The sequence below is a fragment of the Chitinophaga skermanii genome (genome assembly GCF_003259335.1).
In the GTDB taxonomy this organism is placed as follows: domain Bacteria; phylum Bacteroidota; class Bacteroidia; order Chitinophagales; family Chitinophagaceae; genus Chitinophaga; species Chitinophaga skermanii.
Genome location: NZ_QLLL01000005.1, coordinates 185,789 through 204,993, shown reverse-complemented (window position 1 = coordinate 204,993; position 19,205 = coordinate 185,789). Strand labels below are relative to the sequence as shown.

Sequence of the window (19,205 nt, the reverse complement as noted above, 5' to 3'; positions counted from 1 at the left end):
CAACAGGCTTATCAAAAATAAGAAAATTAATCAAATTAGAAGACGGCCGTTAACCCGACCCCGATTACCTGCTTGACCTGGAGCCTTGGCCCCAGTACGCCGGTTTCCTTGTTTTCGAACACTTTAATATCATCATCATAAATCATATCTAGCGACACGTTGGCCGACAAGTACTTGTTGATTTTCATGGTAATGATGTTTGTCCAGAAAAGGTCGATGTTTTTAGGATTGTGTTTATAATTGGAGAAGAGATCTAACCTTGTTTTGTACACGATGTTGCTGGTAATCTTCTTATTCCAAGTAGCCGTTAAGTAAGCACCATATTCGGTTTGTACATGTTTGCCCGAATCTACGCCGTATGATCCCACGCGGCTTAAACTATCGTCCATCACAATTACCCAGCGGGCTGTAATGGGCGATACAAAAATGGATAGCTCGTTATTCGGGATGTAATCCAAACCCGGGGAAGCAATCACGTACGCGGGCGAGAAAAAGCGTGAAACAAAGGTTTTGCTGGTATCGGTATACAAGTAACCATTCGCAAATTGCGTACGGAGGTTTACTAAACCGCTTACGTACAAGCTTTTAGCTATTTCATAACCGTATTTACTGGTGAAATCGATACGATCGTCGCTTTTACGAGAACCCAAGCTGGTGGTATTTACATAGCCAAAAGCGAGGTCCAAGGTATTGTCCCACCTTCTTCTACCTTCTTTATAGTTATAAAAACCGGTAAAAGCACTGGCTATCGACAGCGAGAATTTATCACCACCCGCAGCCCAGTTCGTTAACGAACCTTGGTTTACGGTAAGTGAAAAAGTGCCTCCTTTCTTCCAAAGGCGGTTGGTCGTGTCTTTGTCGTTCGTTTTTAACTTACCGGCTACCTCTTCCCTATACTTTTTAAAAGTTTGATCTTGTGCATGCACAAGCATCACGGAGAAAAGGAAGCTTGCTAGAAGCAAACAAATTTTCTTCATGTGTAATAAGTGTTTTCTATTTATACTGGCGTGTTATTGCGAAAGGATGCAAATAGGATTCCTTACGATTATTTTGCTTTGATAGCATCGCGGATTTCCATTAATAACTTTTCTTCAGTTGTAGGAGCTGGAGGTGCTGCAGGCGCTGCTTCCTCTTTTTTCTTAAACCTGTTGATCGTTTTAATCACGAGGAATATAGCGAATGCGATGATGATAAATTCGATCGTTGCTTGGATAAACATGCCGTACTTAATCTCGGCTGCACCTACTTTAATAGAGAACTCTTTAAAGTCAACTCCTTTTATCAATGCACCAACGATCGGCATAATGATATTATCTACAAGGGAATTAACGATTTTACCGAAAGCAGCACCGATAACCACACCCACAGCGAGGTCGATGACGCTTCCTTTCATTGCAAACTCTTTAAATTCTTTGATAAAAGACATACTCAATTTTTTACTGGTTAAGAAAGAAGGGATTCATATAAAGTGCGATATTAAAAACAATCATACAATATGCAAACATTATTTTTCGCCCGTTTGTTTGAGTACGGGGTATTTCATCTTTAAATCCTTTAGTGCATCCCGCAAGGTTTTGGCGATGATGTGCACTTTGTACCAGTTGTTATCGGTAGGTACAATTGTCCATGGTACTTCGCTGCATTGCTCGAACGCTGCTTCGTATAAGTCTTGGAATTGTTTGAATTTTTCTGATTTCCCGAAATCTTCTTCGTTGTATTTCCACATCTTCTCGGGATTGCTCACCCTTTCTTGTAGGCGTTTTTGTTGTTCTTCGTGGGAAACGTGTAAATAGAATTTTAGGATAAGCGTGTTGTTGTGATCGATTAATAGTTGCTCGAAACAATTGATGGCTTCGTAGCGTTTCTTCATAATTTTATCGGAAGGATGATCCAATTGCAGCACATCTTCATAATGCGAGCGGTTGAATATTTGGATCATGCCTTTAGCCGGTGCTTGTTTGTGTACACGCCATAAAAAATCGTGGTCGAATTCTTCCTTTGTAGGTACTTTAAAGGAATAAACATCTACGCCTTGTGGGTTTAATGAACTGAACACATCGCGAATAGCGCCATCTTTCCCGCTGGCATCCATCCCTTGAATGACCACCAGTACGGCGTGTGTGTGCGCGGCGTACAAGAGGTTTTGGAGTTCATCTAATTCTTTTAAAATAGCTTCCGTTTGCAATTTCACTTCCTCTTTCTTCAACTCTTTCGGTGCTTTGGTATCGATCTGCGAGAGCTTGATTTTGGCCATAAACAAACATTCTATCATTAAATTTACTTAAAAATGCTTCACTATCTACGGTTTACATGCATTTAATATGCGCATCAACGAAATCGATGCCGAAAAAGGCAGTAATCATCTACCTTTATACTTCCTAAAATATATACTTGTGAATCATCGTCTCATTAATGTGCTGATATTTATTTTATTAGCACTCACTTGGGGAAGTTCATTTATTTTGATGAAAATCGGCTTACAGTCGTTTAGTTCCAACCAAGTGGCCAGCATGCGTTTATTAGCGGCGGGCATTTCTTTATTACCTTTCTTCTTTTACTTTATTCGCAAAACGCCCCGCGGGAAGTTGCCGGTGATCATACTATCGGGCTTACTGGGTAATGGTATCCCGGCTTACTTGTTTTGCTTGGCCGAAACCCAAATCGATAGTTCCCTTGCCGGTATTTTAAACTCGCTTACGCCTTTATTTGCTTTATTATCGGGTATTGTTCTATTCAAAGCTCCGATGGTGAAAAAGCAATTGATTGGTATTTGTGTTGGTTTGATAGGCGTGGTGGGATTATTCGCGGTGAAGGGTATTCAAACGAACGAGTATTGGTATTATAGCTTCTTTGTGATAGCGGCCTGTATTTGTTACGGGTTGAATATTGCCTTGGTGCACCATTACTTAAAAGGGTATTCTTCCTTGCAACTGGGTTCTATAGCTTTGTTCTTCATGGCTATTTTTGCCTTGCCTATTTTGTTGTTTAGTGATATTAAAGCGGCCTTCCAAACAGGTGCAACACCTTGGGAATCGTTGGGCGCTTCGGCGGTTTTGGGTATTATGGGTACGGGCGTTGCTTCGGTATTGTTTTACCAGTTAATTAAGCGTGCGGGTGGCATGATGGCCAGCATGGTTACCTATGCTTTGCCGGTGGTAGCTATTGGTTGGGGATTTGTAGCGGGTGAATCGATCAGTTGGTTGCAGGTGGTGTGTATGGGTATTATTTTAAGCGGGGTGTACTTGGCCAATAACGCAGCCAAGAAAGCACCGGTGGTAGAAGATACACCGGTTAAATCATAAAAAACCGGGCTCTACAATGTAGAGCCCGGTTCGTATTTTATTAGCAACCTGTTCGAGATTAGATTGCCATGATTTCTTTATCTTTTGCTGCGCAAACTTTATCTACTAAAGCAATAAATTTATCAGTCATGGTTTGAATATCGCCTTCTGCATCTTTAGCGGTATCTTCACTTAAACCGTCTTTTTGCAATTTTTTGATCGCTTCGATAGCATCGCGGCGGATGTTGCGGATTGCAACTTTACCTTGTTCACCTTCACCATTTACTTTCTTCACGAGTTCCTTTCTTCTTTCTTCTGTTAAAGGTGGCAAGAACAAGCGGATGATAACACCATCGTTCTGCGGGTTCAAACCAATGTTAGATGCAATGATAGCTCTTTCAATAGGTTGGAGCATATTTTTTTCCCATGGCTGAATGGTCAATGTTCTAGCATCTGCTACGCTAACGTTCGCAACTTGGTTCAATAAGGTTGGAGCGCCATAATAATCAACGGTGATACCGTCTAAGATTTGTGGGTTTGCTTTACCAGCCCTTATTTTCGTAAGTTCTACTTCCAGGTGAGCAATCGCTTTCTGCATCGTATCATTTGCATCATCCAGGATTAAATTGAGATCTTCTTGCATATAAATAAAAACTTAAAGTGCTTGCAAACCTACATGAAATATTCCGATCATCAAAGGAGTAAGCGATAATCATCGATAAACCATGCCTGTTTGGGCCTTAACGTAGCTTCTACGTCGAACGTTGGCGATTATTTATCTTGTAAAACGCCTTCGTTATTCACAGTAAGAATTTTCGAGCTAGTGTTGATGATCGTTGTATTAGTGGTGTTGGTATTGGCAGTTGAAGGGAGTAAGCTTTTCGACAAAGCACGTTTCTTCATCACGTACACCAAGGTAGTACAAATGAAAGCCGAGGCCATTACACCTGTTAACAAGGTAGTTGTTCCCAAATGTTGCAAACCAAAGGCCACCGCAATGAATGCCGCGTTAGCGATCACGCATACCAAGGTGGTTTGACGGTGGTTCAACTTCAATGCTAACAAATAGTGGTGAATGTGGTTTCTATCGGCAGAGAAAGGAGATCTTCCTTTCGACATTCTTAACGCGAATACACGCAAGGTATCGAACAAAGGAATGATGAGGATTGCGAAGGCTACGGCCGGAACCGATGCAATCGGTAATTCGCTAGCTGGGTTACCCGCTACGTTAATAAACTTGATAATAAGAATAGAGTTCACTAAGCCCACTAATAAGGAACCCGTGTCGCCCATAAATATCTTAGAAGGAGAAATATTATAAATCAAAAATGCTGCTAATGATGCCGCCAAACCGAAACCAATCACAGCATACATTACTTCATGCACATACAAGAAGTAAGCACCTAATACACCCGATACTAACATCCCAATGCTGCCTGCTAAACCATCCACCCCATCAATCAAGTTAAATGCGTTAATTACTACCACGAAGGTGAAATACGTCAACATTAAACTTACATGCGCCGGCAATTCTTCAATACCGAATAAACCGTACATGCTTGTGATTTGCAAATTACCCAGGTAAACGATACAGAATGCAGCACAAATTTCACCAATTAGCTTCTTCAAAGGCGATAATCCTACGATATCATCTTTTAAGCCAACCATGAATATGATAAAAAATGCGGCTAATAAGTATTGCAATGGTGACATGGTTTGCGAAGGTGCACAAACAGTTACTGCCACGATAAAACCGGCAAAAAAACCCATCCCACCAAGTGTAGGTTTCAAGGTTTTATGCGATTTTCTTTCATCTGGTTCGTCATAAAGATTCTTCAACTCAGCTACCTTAATCAAAACAGGTATTCCAAAATAGGTTATGACAAAACTCAGTACAGTTGCGATAATTACATTCTCCATAATTTGGGGGGGTGTATTACAAAGATATTAATTTCAACGGAATACGCATGAATTAGTTTAAAAACTGCTACATATTCCATAGATTTAAGGCTGAAAAATATTGCCGCAAAAACCACACAATTCTTACTAATTTTCTATTAATTTTGCGGCTCACATAAAAGACAATTATCATGCCAGAACTGAAAGATATAGCTACCCAAGTGAGAAGGGATATAGTTAGAATGGTGCATGCTGTTCAAAGCGGCCACCCAGGCGGTTCTTTAGGATGTGCCGATTATTTTACGGCGCTGTTTTTTAAAGTTATGAAACACACCCCGCAACCATTCGATATGGATGCGCGTAATCAAGATGTTTTCGTACTTTCTAACGGCCACATCTCGCCTGTGTATTACAGTGTGCTCGCACGCTCAGGCTACTTTCCACTGGCTGAACTAAGCACCTTCCGTAAACTCAATTCCCGTTTACAAGGTCACCCCACTACGCACGAACACCTACCAGGCGTTCGCATCGCCAGCGGCTCCCTCGGCCAAGGCATCAGCGTATCAATCGGCGCAGCTACTGCTAAAAAATTAAATAACGACGATAGCCTCGTTTTCACCCTCTGCGGCGACGGCGAGTTAAATGAAGGTCAATGCTGGGAAGGTATCATGTATGCCGGCCACAAAAAAGTAGATAACCTCATCTTAACCGTTGACTGGAACGGCCAACAAATCGATGGCCCTACCGATAAAGTAATGAGCCTCGGCGACCTCGACGCGAAATTCTTCGCCTTCGGCTGGAAAGTATTACACATGTACGGCAACGACATGGAAGACGTAGTAGCTACCCTCGAAAAAGCCAAATCCTTAACCGGTCAAGGTCAACCGATCGTTATTCTCATGAAAACGATCATGGGTAAAGGTGTTGACTTCATGGAAGGCACACACGAATGGCACGGTATCGCTCCTAACAACGATCAATTGGCGAAAGCCATGGAGCAACTACCAGCTACACTCGGAGATTACTAATCAAGATCTTAACTATAGAAAACGGCAGTCACTACATCGTAGCGCTGCCGTTTTTTTATGCAATCATTTGTAACTGAACAACTTCCCTCCCTTTCCCTAACTTTCACCCAACAATTACCAGCTGTTTACTAACACTTTACCGTATCGCTACCAAGCGCTCACCGACCTGTTACCGACGCTTCACCGAGTTGCTACCGAGTGCTCACCGACAGGTTACCGACATTTCTCCGATATCTACCCAGTATTAATCAGGGTTAAGTAAGGCTTTTGTCGACATTTTTCCGATATCTACCCAGTAGTGGTAAGGGTTAAGCAAGCTTTTGTCGACATTTCTCCGACATCACCTAATCCTGTAGCAGGTTCCAGGGAGCGTTTTTTTCAGATTTTTCCAATCTCTTGTCGCGATTCGCCCCCCTAGGTGATATTTGATCATATCTAACTAGCGACTATTTGAATAAGTGCCAAGTAAAGTCAAACACTTTCAAAGGCAGGGTAAAGTCTTTCAAAGGGAAGTCAAAGTCTCCCAAAGGCAAGTCAAAGGCATTTCAAAGGCTTTTCAAAGGGTCGTTAAAGGGAAGTCAAAGGCTCGTCAAAGGCTTTTGTATAAATAGACACCTTAACATCCTAATTACGACAAACAAAAAAGCGCTTCGATAAGAATCGAAACGCTTTAACTATCTTCCATAACAACAATTATGTTGCTTTTAAATCCATGGTTTGTATAGAAGCTCTCCGGGCGGGGTACCAACTGGCTAATAACCCAATCACTAAAACAGTAACCGCCACCAGCGCAAAATCTTGCGGTTTCATTTCTACGGGATAAGCATCTACCAAGAAAGAACCACCTCCCAACTTAATCAATCCAAAGTGCTGTTGTAACAAGAGGAAGATCGTGGCCAACACAAAGCCAATACCTGTACCTATTCCCACGATAATCATGCCTTCGGCTAAGAAAATACGCAGGATAAGGCTATCGCGGCTACCCATGGCTTTGAGAATGGTAATGTCTTTCTGCTTTTCTATCACGAGCATCGACAAAGAACCTATCATGTTGAACGCTGCAATTACGAGAATGAAACTGAGAAACAGGTATACGACCCATTTTTCTGTTTGCATAACCCCGTACAATGTTTTGTTTTGTTCGAAGCGGGTAAGCACTTCGTATTTATTACCCAGCAAAGATTTGAGGGCAGATTGGAGTTTTCGTTCGTCCATCCCCGCGGTTATGGCTATTTCCAAGGCGCTCATTTCATGTTGTTGAAAATTCAATAAGCGGCGCATGAAATCGATGTTCGTAATTACATATTTCCCATCGAAATCTTGTTGGATAGCGAAAGTACCTACAGGGTAAATAATATCGGAGTTTAAGGCTTGTTCGGGTAATCCAATATTAAAAGCAGCATCGGCATTATCGCCTTTCCCTGCACGTTTGGGAACGTACACGGTAATGGGTACTTGGCTGTTTTCCACGTTCACACCTAGGGCGTTTTCAATTCCTACTCCTAATACAGCATTATAACCGTCAACATTGTTGATATTATATTTTCCCCGCACCATTTTGTTTTGTACACTGGCCACCTTGGTAAATTGGTTGTCGACCCCTTTAAGGGTAACAATCGTTTGTTCCTGCTGGTAGCGTAGTACAGCTTTATCTTCGATGGTTTGAGAAATAAACGCGATGCCCTTGGTTTGCTTAATTTGTTGCAATTGTTCGGGCGATAGCATCATCGTTTTCCCGCTAGCAGGTACTACAATAAGTGATGGGTAGAAGTTGGCGTATAACGATTTTACAATCCCTTCGAAACCGTTGAACACGCTTAATATAACTATTAGCGCGCCTGTACCCACGGCAATAGCGCCCACGCTCACCCAAGCAATGATATTGATGGCATGCGTAGATTTTTTGGCCCAGAAATACCTTGAAGCAAATTGCCAGGTCATGTTGCAGCGTAGGGTTTTAGGGAATGATAAGCGGAATTATTCTTGTTCTTTGTTGCGTTCGTCGCGTTCGTCGTTGATCTTTTTGAAGATTTCTTCCATTTTGAATACGTGGTCTAACGTATCATCAATGTAGAATTGTAATTCTGGAACGCGGCGTAATTGTTTAGCAACACGGTTACCTAATTCGCGGCGAATTTCGTTGCCACGTTCTAAGATTTTGTGGAGCATAGATTTCGGTTGGTCGATCTTGAACATGCTCAAGTATACACGTGCTTCCAGCAAATCGGGTGTCATGCGAACATTCGAGATGGAAATCATACCGCCTTCTATGACGTTAAAACCCATTCTTTGAAATATATCGCTCAGCTCTTCCTGTACTAATTGGCCTACTTGTTTTTGGCGTTTTGTTTCTTGTTGCATGATGTTCAATTTTAAACTTTACCATCGCCGACAATTCATCTGCACGTAAAGTATACGCAAAACTAACCATTTCTGTTGAGATGCTTGGCCTTTTAACAGTTTACTATGGAACCAAATCCTTACTTTTGCTTGTTTTTTTGACGAACTAAGCAAAGAATGAAAACATTTAGACGATTTTTAACGTTCGCAACTCCCTTACGCCATTACCTCCCGGAATATATCATCTACACTATTATCGGTGTCGTATTCGGCTTAGTCAATTTCGTGATGTTAATCCCGATTTTGGATTCCATCTTCAAACAAAATAATATCACTGTTATTACGCCCAAACCATCTTTTAACTGGGAAGACCCCGTTAAATATGTAAGTGGTACGTTCGATCACTATTATACCTCCTATGCTGCCAATGGTAGCCCTTTGCATGCCTTGGTATTCGTATGTGTGATCATCGGTTGTATTACATTGGTTGCTAATATAGCCAAGTACATGGGTACCCGTACGCTTATTCGTATGCGTATGACAGTATTGGAAAGAATGCGCAACGCATTGTATAAAAAATTGATGGGTCAATCGCTTTCCTTCTACCACACGCGCCAGAAAGGCGATATTCTTTCAGTTGTTACCAACGATGTGCAAGAGGTAGAATGGACCATTGTGAACTCGATTCAAATTTTATTACGCGATCCATTGGTGATCATCGGTACGTTCATTATACTATTCGTGATGTCGGCGAAGTTGACGTTATTCACCATTGTATTCTTCCCCATCTCGGGTTTCCTGGTATCGTATATTTCGAAGAAGTTAAAGCAGAAAGGATATTTCAGCCAAGAAATGCTGGGCAAAATATTGAATGTATCGGAAGAATCGTTGGGCGCAGTTCGTGTAATCCAAGGCTTCAACGGGCAAACCTTTATGCAACGTAAGTTCGAGCAAGTGAATAGGCAATTCACGAAAGTGAGCCGCGCTTTGTTCAACCAGCGTGAGTTGGCTTCGCCTATTTCTGAAATCTTGGGGATCTTCATTGTAGTGGCCTTGATTATTTATGGTGGTTCGTTGATTTTGGGTGGCGATAGTGAATTGAGTGGTTCTAAGTTTATTGCTTACTTGGGTTTATACTCTCAAATTCTTCAACCGGCTAAGAATATTTCCAGTGCTATCACGGGCTTACAAAAAGGCTTAGTAGCCGGTGAAAGAATCTTTAAAGTGCTCGACGAACCAGAAATGATTGTTGAGAAACCAAATGCACAATCGATCGATTCATTCCAATCCGATATTCATTACAACAATATCTCCTTCAAATACGAACAAAGCAACGTATTACATAACATCGATTTAAAAATCGAGAAAGGTAAAATGGTGGCTTTGGTAGGAAGAAGCGGTTCCGGTAAATCGACCATGGCCGATTTGCTACCACGTTTTTACGACGTAACAGAAGGTAAGATTACTATTGACGGGAAAGATGTGCGTGACTTGAAGCTGCACGATTTGCGGGATTTGATGGGTACAGTATCCCAAGAAGCCATCCTCTTCAATGATTCTATCTTCAATAACATCGCCTTCGGTCAACCCGATGCGAAACCAGGAGATGTAATCAACGCCGCGAAAATCGCCAATGCCCACGAGTTCATTCACCAAATGGAGCAAGGCTACGAAACCAACATCGGCGATAGGGGTATGAAGTTGAGCGGTGGCCAACGCCAACGTTTAACCATTGCCCGTGCTATCTTCAAAAATCCTCCTATCCTGATCCTCGACGAGGCCACTTCTGCACTCGATACCGAATCGGAAAAGCTCGTTCAAGAAGCATTGGAGAACTTGATGAAGAGCAGAACAACCATCGTAATTGCGCATAGATTGTCGACTATTCAATATGCCGACGAGATCATTGTATTAGAGAAAGGTGAAATCGTGGAACGAGGTACACACGATGAGTTGTTGGCGAAACAGGGTACATATAAGAAACTGGTTGAGATGCAAGAATTTAAATAATAGCATCTACATCATATAGATATTAAGGGCTTATGTCGACTACCGTTCGTCATAAGCCCTTTTTTCGTGCCTATAATGGTATCATTTTTGGGTAATGGAAGCTAGCTCTTACCAATAAGACACACTAGAAGAACATATCATTTCAATCATTAAAAAACAATTGATTCCTATGATTTCCATTGTTATTCCTGTGCTCAATGAAGGCAGCACCATTCGGCATGTTATTAAGAACATCCAGAAAACACAATTACCTATAGAAATTATCGTGGTTGATGATAATTCTACGGATAACACGGTATCGGAGGCCATGCGTGAGAATGTACGTGTGATTACAAGTAGCCAGCGTGGGAAAGGCGTTTCGATGCGCGAGGGCATGATGGCGGCGAAGCACGATATTATTGTTTATCTCGATGGTGATATTCTAACTTATCCATCCAACATAGTTGATTTACTGGCGAATCCAATTGTGCAGAACCAAGCAGATTTTGTGAAGTCGTACTTTGAAAGGCAAGCGGGCCGGGTTACCCAACTTGTGGCGAAGCCCTTATTGGGGATTTTATTTCCCGCATTGAGTAATTTCCAGCAGCCATTAAGTGGGATGATTGCAGCGCGAAAGTCGTTCCTACAGGGCGTTCACTTCGAGAACGACTATGGTGTAGACATTGGTCTACTCATCGACATGCATTTGAAAGGTGCCCGTATAGCGGAAGTGAATATTGGGCGTGTTGAAAACGCGATGCAAAGCTGGGAGAACTTGGGGAAAATGTCGCGCGAAGTATCGCGTGCTATCTTACAGAAAGCAGAGAACTTCCCTACCCAAAACTTAGAAACCCTCAGCAACATCCACATCATCCGCGAGCAAATGGAACAATCGATTTTAGAATCGATCGACAAGCTCCAGAAGATGGTCATCTTCAACCTCGACGAGGTTATCCTTACTCAAAACTACGTATACTTAGCAGCCATGGCCTTCGAGAAAGAAGAGTCGTTAATGCAAATACTACAACATTATACCGACCCTATCGACATTCTCACGCGCAGTGCCGCGTTGTTTGAAGATAGGAATTTAGCCGAGTTATTGGAAGTAGCAGATTGCATTCCATTAGCCCCAGGTGCAGCCGAAGTTATCACTCAATTAAAAGCACGCGGCTACGTGGTGGGTATTGTAACGGATGGCTTCGAATGTGTTGCTAACCACATCAAGAATAAACTCGGCATCGACTTCGTATTTGCCAACAGGCTACACCTTTACCATAGCGTAGCTACCGGTGAAATTACTATCCCAAGCTATTTCCTAAAAGAGAATGTGGCTAACAAACCAGCCTCTTACGATAAAAGTCATTTGATGTACTACATCCAGGAGAAATACCATACCTCCCAGCAGAACATCATTTATGTAGGCAATGGCGAAAGCGATAAAGCCATGCTAAGCATGGCCGGTATAGGCGTAGCTTATAATCCAGTTAGCGACGACATTGCTAAAGTAGCCGACCGCATCATTCATGGCGCCTCCTTGGCTCCTTTACTAAAAATTGTTCCAGATACGAAAGCTGTTCCTCAACAATGGCTTACTCCTACCCGTGCTAAAAAGATTGGTTGGGGCAGCCTAGCCTTACTCGCAGCAGGCGCAGTAGTTTACTATAATGTAAAACAATCCCGGAAAAAGAAGAAAGCCGCAATGGATTGCTAGTTTCAAATTCATCCTCCCATCATAAACAAAAAGAGGGCACTTACAAAAGCGCCCTCTTTTTTATTGAGTATAATACTATATTTTCATTTTACCATTACCCTATCAACCTACGCCTTCTTTCTAAAAACCACTTTGCCATCACCTATAAGTAATCACCATATAACTCATTTTAAGCCCAATCTATCATCCCAAATCTTTTACTAACACCAAGGCATCAACCCAAGCACCCAAACACCACTAAAACAAGCTTAAAAAACTGCTACAAATTTCATCAAACCCATGGTCAAATCATCGACATAATAGGCCGTTAATATAACATTACCCCTACAAGTACATCCAAAGACTTCCTATCTTTCAAAACAACCCAAATACTTAGTATAAATACCTACATAATTAGAAATATGATCCAACATATTAGAAGAACATTGAACTAACATTAGGAGAACATTGGGAGAACATTGGAAGAACATTGGAAGAACATTAGAAGATATTATACCTAACAAAGAGCGGCCTTATAACCACCTCAACAACAATCCATTAAAAAAATATCTATACCTGCACGTACAATTCATTGAAAATTCCTTCTTTCGAAAGGATCAATAATAAACAAGCAAGCCTGCACCCACAGTAAACAAAAAAGGCTATCTCTTACGAGACAGCCTTTTAAGCAAATATATTTAGGCAATAACCTTATAAAATCTATTTTTTAGCCAACTTCGCTTCGATGCTAAGGGTGGCGTGCGGCACAGCGCGGAGGCGTGCTTTATCGATCAATTTACCGGTGATTCGGCAAATACCGTAAGTTTTGTTTTCGATACGCACCATCGCTTTTTCGAGGTGATCGATGAACTGGATTTGGCGGCTAGCCATTTGGTTTAGCTGTTCTCTTTCTTGGGAACCGCTACCATCTTCCATGCTCATGTATTTGTTTTCAGTATCGTCGGTACCTGCTTCGTCTTTACGAGTAATAAGTCCTTGTAAATACACTAATTCTTTTTTAGCGGCGTCCAATTTCTTCGTGATGATTTCTTTGAACTCTTGCAATTCGCTATCGCTATAACGGAATATAGGTCCACTTACCGGCACTTCTGGTTGATCCAGTACCGATTTTGTGAAATCGGGTGCATAAGAAACAGCGGCAGTTGCGGCTGCTTTGCTAGAAGACGGTTTAGCAGATTTAGCAGATTTTTCTGTTTTCTCTGATTTTTCTACCGGTTGAGCAGTAGATTCAGAGGCAGTTTTTGCTTTCTTGCTAGTGTCTTTTTCCTGTTTTTCTTGGGCTACTTTCTTTACTGGCATTATTTCTTCGTTTTCTGCGGGTTTTGCGATGACCGGTTCTGCGGGCTTTTTGGCAACAGGATTGCTTTTTACAATTGGTTTCGAAACCGGTTTTGCTACAGTTTTAGCTGGAGCGGGTTTCGTGGCCTTTGTAGTTAAAACGGGGGCCTGTTTTTTTGTTGCAGTAACAGGCTTTTTAGTCGATGCTGCTTTTGCTGGTGCTTTCGCTGTAGTTTTTGCAGGGGCTTTCGCCGGTGTTGCTTTCGCTGCTACCTTTTTAGGAGCAGGTTTAGCTTTGGCTACGGTTGCCTTCTTTGCCGGTACAGGCTTAGCCGCTACTTTTTTAGCAGGAGCTTTCGCAGCTGCTTTTTTAGGAGCAGGTGCAGCCTTTTTAGCAGGAGCAGGTTTTGCCGCAGCTTTTTTAGCTACAGGAGCCGCCTTCTTTGCTACAGCTTTCTTAGCTGGAGCAGCTTTCGTCGTTTTACTAGCAACCTTCTTTTTTGTTGCCATGGGGATTAGCTTTTTTTGTTAACTAATACATTGAATTTAAGATCGTTAACTTCTACCTCTATACCTTCCTGTAATTGCGGCACCATATCCAGTTTGTCTGCCAAAATTTCGGTGCAAATATAGTCATTAAAGTTAATTATCGCCGTTTTCAAGCTGTCGACATCGCCGATGGTTACATCGATTCTATCGGTTAATTCAAATCCACTATCCTTGCGAATTTTCTGAATCCTGTTCACCAATTCGCGAGCATTCCCTTCATCTAATAATTCCGGAGTAATTGTAATATCAAGGGCTACCGTTAAGGCGCCTTTATTTGCTACTGTCCAACCGGGGATATCTTCGGATATGATTTCGACATCGGCCAGGAGAACTTTGACCGCTTCGTTATCAATTATTAAGCCAAGTTCACCTTGTTTTTCGATGGTAGAGATATCTTCTTGCGATAAATTGGTGATAGCTGCTGCTGCTGCTTTCATTTTCGCACCCATCTTAGCACCAAGCGATTTAAAGTTTGGTTTGATTTTTTTCTTGATGAAACCTTCCGTTTCCGTAAGATAATCAATACTTTTTACATTGACCTCACTTTTTATCAAATGCTCGATTTTTTCGAGTTGCGCTTGGAATTCGGCGCTTGACACTGGTATTAACACCTTTTGCAATGGTTGGCGAACTTTGATATTCACCTTTTTGCGCAAGCTTAATACGAGCGACGAGATATCTTGAGCTAACTGCATTCTTTCTTCCAGGGCAGGGTCGATGTTTGCTTCAACGATCGCTGGGAAGTCGGTTAAGTGTACCGAAGTAGCACCAACGCGGTTAGATACTTTATTTAAGTTACCGAATAACCAATCTGCGAAGAATGGAGATACCGGTGCGATTAATTGCGAGATTTTTTCCAAGCATTCGTACAAGGTTTGGTATGCGCAGATTTTATCGTGCTCATATTCACCTTTCCAGAATCGGCGGCGGCAAAGGCGTACGTACCAGTTGCTAAGATGTTCATCTACAAACTCTTGCACGGCACGGCCGGCTTGGGTAGGTTCGTAATCATCGAAACTATCCTGTACTTTCTTCACCAAGGTGTTCAACAAGGAAATGATCCAACGGTCGATTTCTGGGCGTTCGGCTACAGGGATGTAGTTTTCGCTGAATGTGAACTTATCCAAGTTCGCATACATGGCGAAGAAGTTATAGGTATTATATAATGTGGAGAATAATTTTCTCTGCGTTTCTTTAATACCGTCGATGTCAAACTTCATGCTATCCCATGGCGATGCATTCGTGATCAAGTACCAGCGTGTAGCATCGGCACCAAACTTATCGATTGTATCGAATGGATCCACGATGTTGCCTAAACGCTTACTCATCTTCACACCATTCTTATCTAACACCAAACCGTTGGAAACCACAGTTTTGTAAGCAACATTATCGAATAACATTACACCCAATGCATGCAAAGTATAGAACCAACCTCTTGTTTGATCCACACCTTCCGCGATGAAATCCGCTGGGAATGCCTGGCCAGATTCCAAAGCTTCCTTGTTTTCAAACGGGTAATGCCATTGTGCATATGGCATCGCGCCCGAGTCAAACCACACGTCTACTAAATCGGGTTCACGGTGCATTGGCTTACCGCTCGCACTCACTAAAACGATTTCGTCGACATAAGGTTTATGTAAATCAAGAATTCCTTCGTGTAAATATTTAGAATTGATATCGCCACCCAATACTTGGTTAGCTTTACGGATTTCATTATTCAACTCCTCGATGCTACCGATACAGATTTCTTCGGTACCATCTTCCGTGCGCCAGATCGGTAATGGCGTACCCCAATAACGGCTTCTGCTCAAGTTCCAATCCACCATGTTTTCCAACCAGTTACCGAAACGGCCGGTACCTGTGCTAGCCGGTTTCCAGTTGATAGATTTATTCAACTCAACCATGCGATCCTTCACAGCGGTTGTTTTGATGAACCAAGCATCTAATGGGTAATACAATACTGGCTTATCAGTTCTCCAGCAGTGCGGGTAACTGTGTTCGTATTTTTCAACTTTGAAAGCACGGTTTTCTTTCTTCAATTTCACCGCGATATCAACGTCTACATCTTTATAGTCTGCTTCGTTTTTATAGTTCTTTACGTAACGACCGCCGAACTCACCTACTTCATCAATAAACTTACCTTGGCGATCTACCAATGTAAGGATACCGATACCATATTTTTTACCTACTTTATTATCGTCGGCACCGAATGCAGGTGCAGTATGTACGATACCGGTACCATCTTCAGTGGTAACAAAATCGCCTAACAACACGCGGAATGGATCACCTTCTTCAGGTTGAACGTATGGTAATAATTGTTCGTAGCGGATGTTTTCGATGTCTTTCCCTTTGAATTCGGCTACAATTTTATAAGGTAATACCTTGTCGCCTTCTTTATAATCCGCTAAGTCGATGTCGGCACCTTCTGGTTTGAAGTGTTTCGACAATAAATCTTTTGCTAGGATAACATTGATCGGTAAGTGCGTGTACTGGTTAAATGTTTTCACCAATACGTAGTCGATATTTGCTCCTACAGTTAAGCCAAGGTTTGAAGGTAAAGTCCAAGGCGTGGTCGTCCATGCTAAGAAGAAAACTTCTTCATTATGCACGGCATCGAAGAGGAACTTGGATAATTCGTTGTGTACTGCGCGGAACATAGCCACCACGGTAGTATCCTTTACATCTTTATATGTACCTGGTTGGTTTAATTCGTGCGAGCTAAGACCGGTACCAGCAGCGGGAGAATACGGCTGTATACTCACGCTTTTATAAAGCAACCCTTTCTTGTAGAGGGTTTGTAAGCACCACCAAAGTGTTTCGATATAATTATTATCGAACGTGATGTATGGGTTTTGTAGATCCACCCAATAGCCCATTTTGCGGGTGAGTTCTTCCCACTTGTCTTTATATTTCAATACTTCCTTTCGGCAAGTATCATTGTATTCAGCGATGGAGATTTTTTTACCGATATCTTCTTTCGTGATGCCAAGTGCTTTTTCCACACCTAATTCAACTGGAAGCCCGTGGGTATCCCAACCAGATTTACGCTTCACTTGGAAGCCGCGCATGGTTTTATATCGGCAAACTAGATCTTTTAGGGCGCGGGAAATCACGTGGTGAATACCAGGTAAGCCGTTAGCGGATGGTGGGCCTTCGTAGAAAACGAAGGGTGTAGCGCCTTCGCGGCCGTCGACACTTTTCTCAAATATGCCGTTTTGCTCCCAAAATTGGAGTATCTCTTTCTCTATTTGCGGTAAATTCAATTGATTAAATTCCGTGTACTTACTGGACATATAAAATCCTTGCCTTTGATGATCGGTAATAAATTCTGCAAAGTTACAAAATAGGCCGATAATAGGTATAGTTCACGACATTAACAAAATTATAAAGGAGTATTTCATAGGAAAAACAGGAATTTTTGCTTAATTTCACAATAATGAACGCCCATTTTTCGTTTTTGGCATTGTTTTAGTGTAGTATTTAGAAGTTTACACAAAGCGAAAACGCAGTAAACGATTTTAACCAGTATCTTAAACACCATGTCTTTATGAAAAAGTTATCGTTCATCATTTGTGTTGCCATCTTCACATCTGTTTCAGCTTTTTCGCAACAGAAAAAATCATCTAAGAAAGCAAAAGTAGTAGCGAAAGCTAAGGTTGAAGCTCCTGCTAATGTAAAAGATGCATTTCAACAAAACTTTACAGGTACTTCTGACGTTATATGGGTAAAGACCAGTTCCGGTAATTGGATTGGCACCTTTAAACAAGAAGATGTAAAAACTGCTGCGGAATACGATGCAGAAGGCAAATGGATCGCTACACGTAGCGAATACACAGCCGAAAATTTACCTGGCACAATTTCTGCAACAATTAAAAACAAATTTCCATCTTCAGTTGTTAACAACGGTGTGAAAATTGAAAGAGCAGACGTGGCAGCGTATTACAAAGTTAATATCGATGATAATGGAACCACAAAAGCGTTGTTAATCAACGAAAACGGAACCATTACACAATAAATTAGTATTTCATAGGTATAGGGATAAATAGGACAGACCCTGCTCTTTTGGGCGGGGTTTTTCATTTGTATTTAATTACTAAGTTGTTGATAATGTATTGAATGATGTGATACTTGTAAGGTTAGTACCTCATCCTTGCTACTAATTTTCCTAATTTCTGCCAGTGACCCTTCCTATTTTTCTTAGGACTAATCAAAGTAACTTTCATGTAAGCTTCATGTAGTTTCTATGTAGGCCCCATGTAAGCTCCATGTAATTGCCATGTAGTGACTATGTTATTCATAGTATCTACATATAATGTTGATCGTTCATAACTGTTATTCTCCTATTGATTCACCATACTTCTATAATTACGTACCCCATCATATACTTTACCAACCCTACATCAAAGATCAACTTTCCCCCTAGCGACTCCAGCACAGCTTATTAACTCCAATTCTACAAGCATCAACATAAACCCAACACCACACTACTCATACACTCATCTGATATGGTTAAAATACATAAAACTGAATCTGTTTTCCCATCCTTATAATGCAGAACTTTGTATGCATACGCAATAATTTATTCGCCATGCAAATACTGAATGCTACGCAGCAGGATATTCCACAAATATTCGAGCTATACGACTTAGGTACACAATTCCAAGCCACCGTTAACAGCCGCCAATGGCAGGGTTTTGAAAATGAGCTGGTTACACAAGATATCCAAGACCTTCGCTTATTTAAAATCGTAGAGGGCAATGAGATGGCCTGTATTTTCACCCTCACTTTTAATGATCCTCAAATCTGGAAAGAGAAGTCTGTAGACAAGGCCATTTATATCCACCGTATTGCTACGAACCCAGCCTTCAGAGGCCGCGGCTATGTGAAACATATCGTTGATTGGGCCAAAACGTACTGTGCGCAAAATGATGTTGATTATATACGTATGGATACCTGGTCGGATAACGAGAAGTTGAGGCAATATTATGTTGATTGTGGATTTACTTACGTGGGGCTTTCTCAAATCATTCCTAGCCCAGATTTACCTTCTCACTACACCTTTAGCGAAGGTAGCTTATTCGAAATCAAGCTTTAACATAACAAAAAAGCCTTCCCTGGAATAGAGAAGGC

At 41.6% G+C, this 19,205-nt stretch carries 15 protein-coding genes; 6 read left to right on the top strand and 9 right to left on the bottom strand.

From position 1 onward, the window contains the following. Window positions 1-35 precede the first annotated feature (35 nt). The 3 genes from LX64_RS14095 to LX64_RS14085 all read right to left on the bottom strand — a co-directional run bounded on the left by LX64_RS14095 (window position 36) and on the right by LX64_RS14085 (window position 2,254). Complete coding sequence (locus LX64_RS14095; protein ID WP_111598316.1) at window positions 36-977, bottom strand: DUF3078 domain-containing protein; 942 nt, start codon at window positions 975-977, stop codon at window positions 36-38. A 68-nt stretch (window positions 978-1,045) separates the two neighbouring features. Continuing rightward, on the bottom strand, window positions 1,046-1,426 hold the full coding sequence (gene mscL, locus LX64_RS14090) for a large-conductance mechanosensitive channel protein MscL (protein ID WP_111598315.1): 381 nt from the start codon (window positions 1,424-1,426) through the stop codon (window positions 1,046-1,048). Window positions 1,427-1,504: 78 nt separating this feature from the next. Beyond that, window positions 1,505-2,254, bottom strand: a complete 750-nt coding sequence (locus LX64_RS14085; protein ID WP_111598314.1) for a PPK2 family polyphosphate kinase — start codon at window positions 2,252-2,254, stop codon at window positions 1,505-1,507. Between the two features lie 139 nt (window positions 2,255-2,393). Here LX64_RS14085 and LX64_RS14080 point away from each other — a divergent pair, with 139 nt between their 5' ends. Continuing rightward, window positions 2,394-3,302: a DMT family transporter gene (locus LX64_RS14080; protein WP_158538621.1), complete on the top strand. Its 909-nt coding sequence runs from the start codon at window positions 2,394-2,396 to the stop codon at window positions 3,300-3,302. Between the two features lie 58 nt (window positions 3,303-3,360). On the opposite strand, the gene frr is transcribed toward LX64_RS14080, so the two are convergent. Together frr and LX64_RS14070 are read right to left on the bottom strand one after the other, a co-directional pair. Further along, window positions 3,361-3,924 carry a ribosome recycling factor gene (gene frr / locus LX64_RS14075; RefSeq protein WP_111598312.1) on the bottom strand — a complete coding sequence of 188 codons (564 nt, stop codon included), beginning with the start codon at window positions 3,922-3,924 and terminating at the stop codon, window positions 3,361-3,363. Between the two features lie 128 nt (window positions 3,925-4,052). Further along, window positions 4,053-5,120, bottom strand: a complete 1,068-nt coding sequence (locus tag LX64_RS14070) for an MraY family glycosyltransferase (RefSeq protein ID WP_245952673.1) — start codon at window positions 5,118-5,120, stop codon at window positions 4,053-4,055. A gap of 251 nt (window positions 5,121-5,371) precedes the next feature. Here LX64_RS14070 and LX64_RS14065 point away from each other — a divergent pair, with 251 nt between their 5' ends. After that, window positions 5,372-6,208: a transketolase gene (locus LX64_RS14065; protein ID WP_111598310.1), complete on the top strand. Its 837-nt coding sequence runs from the start codon at window positions 5,372-5,374 to the stop codon at window positions 6,206-6,208. A 693-nt stretch (window positions 6,209-6,901) separates the two neighbouring features. On the opposite strand, the gene LX64_RS14060 is transcribed toward LX64_RS14065, so the two are convergent. Together LX64_RS14060 and rbfA are read right to left on the bottom strand one after the other, a co-directional pair. After that, on the bottom strand, window positions 6,902-8,149 hold the full coding sequence (locus LX64_RS14060) for an FtsX-like permease family protein (protein ID WP_111598309.1): 1,248 nt from the start codon (window positions 8,147-8,149) through the stop codon (window positions 6,902-6,904). Between the two features lie 36 nt (window positions 8,150-8,185). Next, the gene (rbfA, locus tag LX64_RS14055) at window positions 8,186-8,569 is read right to left on the bottom strand and encodes a 30S ribosome-binding factor RbfA (protein ID WP_111598308.1); all 384 of its coding nucleotides are present in this window, start codon (window positions 8,567-8,569) and stop codon (window positions 8,186-8,188) included. Window positions 8,570-8,725: 156 nt separating this feature from the next. Between rbfA and LX64_RS14050 the strand changes: the two genes are divergently transcribed. Both LX64_RS14050 and LX64_RS14045 read left to right on the top strand, forming a co-directional pair. Continuing rightward, a complete protein-coding gene (locus LX64_RS14050) occupies window positions 8,726-10,558 on the top strand; it encodes an ABC transporter ATP-binding protein (RefSeq protein ID WP_111598307.1) in 1,833 nt (610 codons plus the stop codon). 169 nt (window positions 10,559-10,727) lie between these two features. Then, complete coding sequence (locus tag LX64_RS14045) at window positions 10,728-12,248, top strand: HAD-IB family phosphatase (RefSeq protein ID WP_111598306.1); 1,521 nt, start codon at window positions 10,728-10,730, stop codon at window positions 12,246-12,248. Between the two features lie 699 nt (window positions 12,249-12,947). Here the strand turns inward: LX64_RS14045 and LX64_RS26280 are convergent. Continuing rightward, complete coding sequence (locus LX64_RS26280; RefSeq protein ID WP_245952672.1) at window positions 12,948-14,036, bottom strand: TraR/DksA family transcriptional regulator; 1,089 nt, start codon at window positions 14,034-14,036, stop codon at window positions 12,948-12,950. Window positions 14,037-14,041: 5 nt separating this feature from the next. Beyond that, a complete protein-coding gene (ileS, locus tag LX64_RS14030) occupies window positions 14,042-17,368 on the bottom strand; it encodes an isoleucine--tRNA ligase (protein WP_111598305.1) in 3,327 nt (1,108 codons plus the stop codon). A gap of 254 nt (window positions 17,369-17,622) precedes the next feature. Between ileS and LX64_RS14025 the strand changes: the two genes are divergently transcribed. Continuing rightward, on the top strand, window positions 17,623-18,090 hold the full coding sequence (locus tag LX64_RS14025) for a PepSY-like domain-containing protein (RefSeq protein ID WP_111598304.1): 468 nt from the start codon (window positions 17,623-17,625) through the stop codon (window positions 18,088-18,090). Window positions 18,091-18,663: 573 nt separating this feature from the next. After that, on the top strand, window positions 18,664-19,170 hold the full coding sequence (locus tag LX64_RS14020) for a GNAT family N-acetyltransferase (protein WP_111598303.1): 507 nt from the start codon (window positions 18,664-18,666) through the stop codon (window positions 19,168-19,170). Window positions 19,171-19,205: the final 35 nt, after the last annotated feature.